Source organism: Streptomyces murinus (assembly GCF_002154555.1).
In the GTDB taxonomy this organism is placed as follows: Bacteria; Actinomycetota; Actinomycetes; order Streptomycetales; family Streptomycetaceae; genus Streptomyces; species Streptomyces murinus.
Genome location: NZ_MUNF01000586.1, coordinates 1 through 4,910, shown reverse-complemented (window position 1 = coordinate 4,910; position 4,910 = coordinate 1). Strand labels below are relative to the sequence as shown.

Here is a 4,910-nt window from a genome sequence, read left to right as displayed (position 1 = left end):
CACGCAGTTCGACCGCCTCCCGGGTGCCGGTGGAGGCATCGGAGGGCACCCCGGCCCGGATCCGGGCGCCGTCGCCCGTGGTGAGGGTGACGGCGAGGGTGGGGCGGGCCCGGGAGTCGAGGATCTCGACGGCGTGCAGTTCGCTGATTCGCACGGTCATGGCTCAGGCTCCCGTTCCCGCGGCCCGGGCCCGGGATGCCTCGATCTCCGCGTAGGCCTGCTCGCGGCCCTCCCAGTGCGAGCCCTCGACGGACTTGCCGGGTTCCAGGTCCTTGTAGACCTCGAAGAAGTGGGTGATCTCCAGCCGGTCGAACTCGGAGATGTCACCGATGTCCTGCACCGGCGCGTACCGAGGATCGTGGGCGGGCACGCACAGGACCTTCTCGTCCGGGCCGTGTTCGTCCTTCATCACGAACATGCCGACGGCCCGGCACTCGATGGTGCAGCCGGGGAAGGTCGGCTCGCCGACCAGCACCAGGGCGTCCAGCGGGTCTCCGTCGCGGCCCAGGGTGCCGTCGACGTAGCCGTAGTCCGCCGGATACTTGGTGGAGGTGAACAGCAGCCGGTCCAGCCGGATGCGGTGCAGCTCGTGGTCCATCTCGTACTTGTTGCGGGACCCCTGGGGGATCTCCACGGTCACATCGAACTCCACGGTGTCCTCCTGGAAACGGGAGCCGCCCGGTGGCGCGGCTCGGGCGGGCGGGGGCCGGGCTCGTCGGGACGGGTACCGGGCGCGCTCGCCCGGACACCTCCGTCCGGCGGCGGTACGCGGTGGGAAGCGGCCGTACGGGCGTCCCGGAGGCCGCCGGGCGGGGCGGGGGAGTGCGACGCTGCGGGTGCGGGCATGGCTCCTCCTGGTCGTGTCCTTTCGACCAGGGACCGTCAGCGGCATGATGCCGCGGTTGCGGTGAGCCCCATCACCGGCGCGTCGGGCGCGTACCCATAGTGTGCCCCGAAGATCGCCGCCGCAAGGCATCCGGGGTCCGCCGAACGGGCTACGCCTTCGGCCGAAGGCGGCGCAGCGGGCGGTCGGGGCGGATCCACCGGCGCGGCGTACCCTGAAAGTGCGCGCAGCGCCCGGCGCTGGACCCCGCCGGGACCACCCCGTACAGGAGTGGTCGACCCGCCTGCCGGCCGATGGCTCCTACCCACCTGGACAGCAGAACCAGCGGGGAGGCCACCATGGCAGGTACCGCGCCCGGAGCGCACGCCGGCACACAACTCGCCGTATCGGCAAGCCTGTTCGCGCCCGCCTGGCTGCCGCCGGGAGGCCGTGGCAACGGTCTGCGGGCGACCTCGTGGGCGCCGATCGCCGACCTCCCCGCCCGGCACGTCGACACCGTGCTCGACGCGCTGCGGGACGCGAGCGTCCCCGCCCACGCGGCACCCGCACCCCGCCCGGTACGCCCCCTCGCGCCGGGCGGACGGGCGCCGGGAGCGGTGTGGCGGCTCCGGGTGGGCTCCACGTCGTACGCGAAGGCCGAGAACGTGCTGATGCAACTGCTGCGGAAACTGGACCGCTGAACCGGCCCCGGGTACCACCTCACCGGATCCGCCTGACCACCAGGAGCAGGGGAATCGCGGCCAGTTGCAGGGCCACCGAGAAGATCACCAGATCGGTGACCGAGCGATCGTAGAGGGCCCCCAGGGCGAGGCTGCCGGCGAACCAGCACGCACCGAAACCGGTGTCGAACAGGCCGAACGCCGAGGCCCGTCGCCGCGCCCCGACCATGCCGGTCACCGCCGCCTTGACCACCGACTCCTGCACCGCCATACCCAGGCCCCACACCACCACGCCGACGACCGCCGCGCCCGCGCCGCCGAGAAAGACCAGCGGCGGGAAGCACGCCGTCAGCAGCGTCGCGCCGACGACCGTCCGCACATCCCACCGGTCGAACAACCGGCCGAGCGCGAGTGCGGCGAGCGCCTCGGTGGCCATGGCGCCCGCGTACAGCACCGGGATCCACGGTGTGGCGATGAGGTGCGCCTGCCCGAAGTGGTAGGCGATGAGCGGGTAGTCGGCGTACGCGGCGCCGATCAGTCCCATGCCGGCCAGGTAGATCCACAATCCCCTCGGGATGCCGTGGCGGTCGGGGATGTCCTCGCCGATGTCCAGATCCGCCGGACGGGGATACCGCCGCCAGGCCCCGGCCAGCACCACCAGGGTGAGGACGGCCGGCACCGCGAGCACCGCGAAGCCGACGCGGTAGCCGCCGTGCAGGGCCAGGACCCCGGCCACGATGAGCGGGCCGACCGTCGCGCCCGCCGCGTCCAGGGCCTCGCGCACACCGAAGACCCAGCCGCGGCCCAGCTCGGCGGTGGCATGCGCGAGCATCGCGTCCCGGGCGGGATTGCGCATCGCGCGGCCGCCGCGCTCGGCGATGATCAGCACGGCGGCCACCGGCCAGTACCCGGCCAGCGCCAGCAGCGGCACCGCCACCATCTGCACCAGATAGCCGACGGCCGTGATCGGCCAGTACCTGCCGGTGCGGTCGGCGGCGTAGCCGAACACGAAACGCAGCGCGTAGCCGAGCAGTTCACCGGTCCCCGCGACCAGGGCGACGACGAGACCGCTCGCCCCGAGCGAGCCGAGGAAGGGACCGGTGATGCCCCGGGCGCCCTCGTGCGTCATGTCCGAGAACATGCTCACGACACCGATGAGCAGCACGAACCGCAGGGCCGAACCCCTGGCCGGCGCGGTACGCGTGCCTCCCGGCGCCGCCGGGTTGCGCTCACGGCGGTCGGGCACGGTCATGGACACCTCCCTCGGGCCGGGCGCTACGACATCGGCAGGGGGCTCGGCTGCGGCGCCTCGCCGGGATGGTCGGTGACCCGGTGGCGGCCGTGGCCGGACCGGCGGGACAGGGCGCGGGCGGCGCCGTGCAGGGTGCGGTAGGCGCCGAGTTCACGGGCGGTGTGGGCGGGGACGGCGATCCAGCGGGCCCGGTGTCCGTCGTCGTGGCGCCGGGCCCGGCCGAGGAGCCGTCCGTCGTAGGCGACGACCTGGATGACCGGGTGCCCGGGAAAGAGCGGGGTGCAGGCCAGACCGCGCACCCGCGCGAGCCGCTCGAGGGCCTGTTCCTCGCGCAGCCGCCACGTGGCGTTGACGACGATGAGCCGGGCCGCGCGCAGGGCCGCCACCGCCTCCTGATCGAGGTATGTCATGGCACAGGACTCCAGTCGGGCGGTCAGCCGCGTACCAGCCGGCGGTGGGTGATCCGGTGCGGGCGGGCCGCCTCCGCGCCCAGCCGGTCCAGCTTGTTGGCCTCGTAGTCGGCGAAGTTGCCCTCGAACCAGAACCAGTCGGCGCCGCCCTCCCAGGCCAGGATGTGGGTGGCGACCCGGTCAAGGAACCACCGGTCGTGCGCGGTGATGACCGCGCAGCCGGGAAAGTCCAGCAGCGCGCTCTCCAGCGACGCCAGCGTCTCCACGTCGAGATCGTTGGTCGGCTCGTCCAGCAGCAGGAGGTTGCCGCCCTGCTTAAGCGTCAGGGCGAGGTTGAGCCGGTTGCGTTCGCCCCCGGACATCACACCCACGGGCTTCTGCTGGTCGGCGCCCTTGAAACCGAACGTGGCGACATAGGCGCGCGAGGGCATCTCGACGTCCCCGACACGGATGTGGTCCACACCGCCGGACACCGCCTGCCACACCGACATGTCCGGGTCCAGTCCGGCGCGGTTCTGGTCCACGTAGGAGATCCGTACCGTGTCACCGAGCCGCAGGGTGCCCGCGTCCGGCCGCTCCTCGCCGACGATCATCTTGAACAGGGTGGTCTTGCCGACCCCGTTGGGGCCGACCACCCCGACGAGGCCGCCGCGCGGCAGGGAGAACGACAGCTCCTCCATCAGCAGCCGGTCGCCGAACCCCTTGGTGACCCGGTCGGCCTCCAGGACCAGACTGCCCAGCCGCGGCCCGGGCGGGATCTGGATCTCCTCGAAGTCCAGCTTCCGCGCCCGCGCGGCCTCGTCCGCCAGCTGCTCGTACCGCTGCACCCGCGCCCTGGACCTGGCCTGGCGCCCCTTGCCGCCGGAGCGCACCCACGCCAGCTCCTCGGCCAGCCGCTGCTGCCGCTTGGCGTCCTTGCGGCCCTCCACCTGGAGCCGGGCCGCCTTGGTCCGGAGGTAGGTGGAGTAGTTCCCCTCGTACGGGTAGGCGTGGCCCCGGTCGATCTCCAGGATCCACTGGGCGACGTTGTCCAGGAAGTACCGGTCGTGGGTGACGGCGACGACGGTGCCGGGGTAGTCCGCCAGATGCTGCTCCAGCCAGGCCACCGACTCCGCGTCCAGATGGTTGGTGGGCTCGTCCAGCAGCAGCAGGTCCGGCTGGGACAGCAGCAGCCGGCACAGCGCCACCCGCCGCCGCTCACCGCCCGACAGCTCCCCGACCGGCATGCCGGGCGGCGGGCAGCGCAGCGCGTCCATCGCCTGCTCCAGCCGGGAGTCGAGATCCCACGCCCCGGCGTCGTCCAGCCGCTCCTGGAGCGCGCCGAGTTCGTCCAGCAGCGGCTGCGTCCGCGCACCGCCGGCCGCGCCGAGGCGGGTGGTGATCTCGTCGTAGCGCCGCAGCCCGGCACGGATCTCCGCGACGCCCTCCTCGACGTTGCCCAGGACGGTCGTCGAGTCGTCCAGCCGGGGTTCCTGCTCCAGGATCCCGACACTGATCCCGGGGGCCGGGGCGGCGTCGCCGTCGGTGGGCCGCTCCAGTCCCGCCATGATCCGCAGGACGGTGGACTTGCCCATGCCGTTCGGGCCCACGACACCGATCCTGGCGCCGAGCAGGAAGGAGAGCGTGACATCGTCGAGGACGACCTTGTCGCCGTGGGCCGTACGGGCCTTGCGCATCGTGTACACAAACATCCGCGATGCCTCCGGAAGCCGGGCCGCCGAACGCGGCGGCCCGGCTTCCGGAGG

General features: G+C 73.0%; 5 protein-coding genes and 1 pseudogene. 1 reads left to right on the top strand and 5 read right to left on the bottom strand.

Features of this window, described 5'->3' with window-relative positions; genetic code table 11:
• Both CCN72_RS30420 and CCN72_RS30415 read right to left on the bottom strand, forming a co-directional pair.
• Positions 1 to 160 (bottom strand): annotated as a pseudogene (locus CCN72_RS30420) (phosphopyruvate hydratase); the annotation flags it as partial.
• Positions 161 to 163: 3 nt separating this feature from the next.
• On the bottom strand, positions 164 to 652 hold the full coding sequence (locus tag CCN72_RS30415) for an inorganic diphosphatase (RefSeq protein ID WP_086811252.1): 489 nt from the start codon (positions 650 to 652) through the stop codon (positions 164 to 166).
• A 530-nt stretch (positions 653 to 1,182) separates the two neighbouring features.
• Here CCN72_RS30415 and CCN72_RS30410 point away from each other — a divergent pair.
• Complete coding sequence (locus CCN72_RS30410) at positions 1,183 to 1,524, top strand: hypothetical protein (RefSeq protein ID WP_086811250.1); 342 nt, start codon at positions 1,183 to 1,185, stop codon at positions 1,522 to 1,524.
• Between the two features lie 19 nt (positions 1,525 to 1,543).
• Here the strand turns inward: CCN72_RS30410 and CCN72_RS30405 are convergent, their stop codons facing one another.
• The 3 genes from CCN72_RS30405 to ettA are packed head-to-tail and all read right to left on the bottom strand — an operon-like array spanning position 1,544 to position 4,856.
• The gene (locus CCN72_RS30405; RefSeq protein WP_086811248.1) at positions 1,544 to 2,755 is read right to left on the bottom strand and encodes an MFS transporter; all 1,212 of its coding nucleotides are present in this window, start codon (positions 2,753 to 2,755) and stop codon (positions 1,544 to 1,546) included.
• Positions 2,756 to 2,778: 23 nt separating this feature from the next.
• Complete coding sequence (locus CCN72_RS30400; RefSeq protein ID WP_244174559.1) at positions 2,779 to 3,165, bottom strand: hypothetical protein; 387 nt, start codon at positions 3,163 to 3,165, stop codon at positions 2,779 to 2,781.
• Between the two features lie 23 nt (positions 3,166 to 3,188).
• The gene (ettA, locus tag CCN72_RS30395; protein ID WP_086811246.1) at positions 3,189 to 4,856 is read right to left on the bottom strand and encodes an energy-dependent translational throttle protein EttA; all 1,668 of its coding nucleotides are present in this window, start codon (positions 4,854 to 4,856) and stop codon (positions 3,189 to 3,191) included.
• Between the last annotated feature and the right edge of the window lie 54 nt (positions 4,857 to 4,910).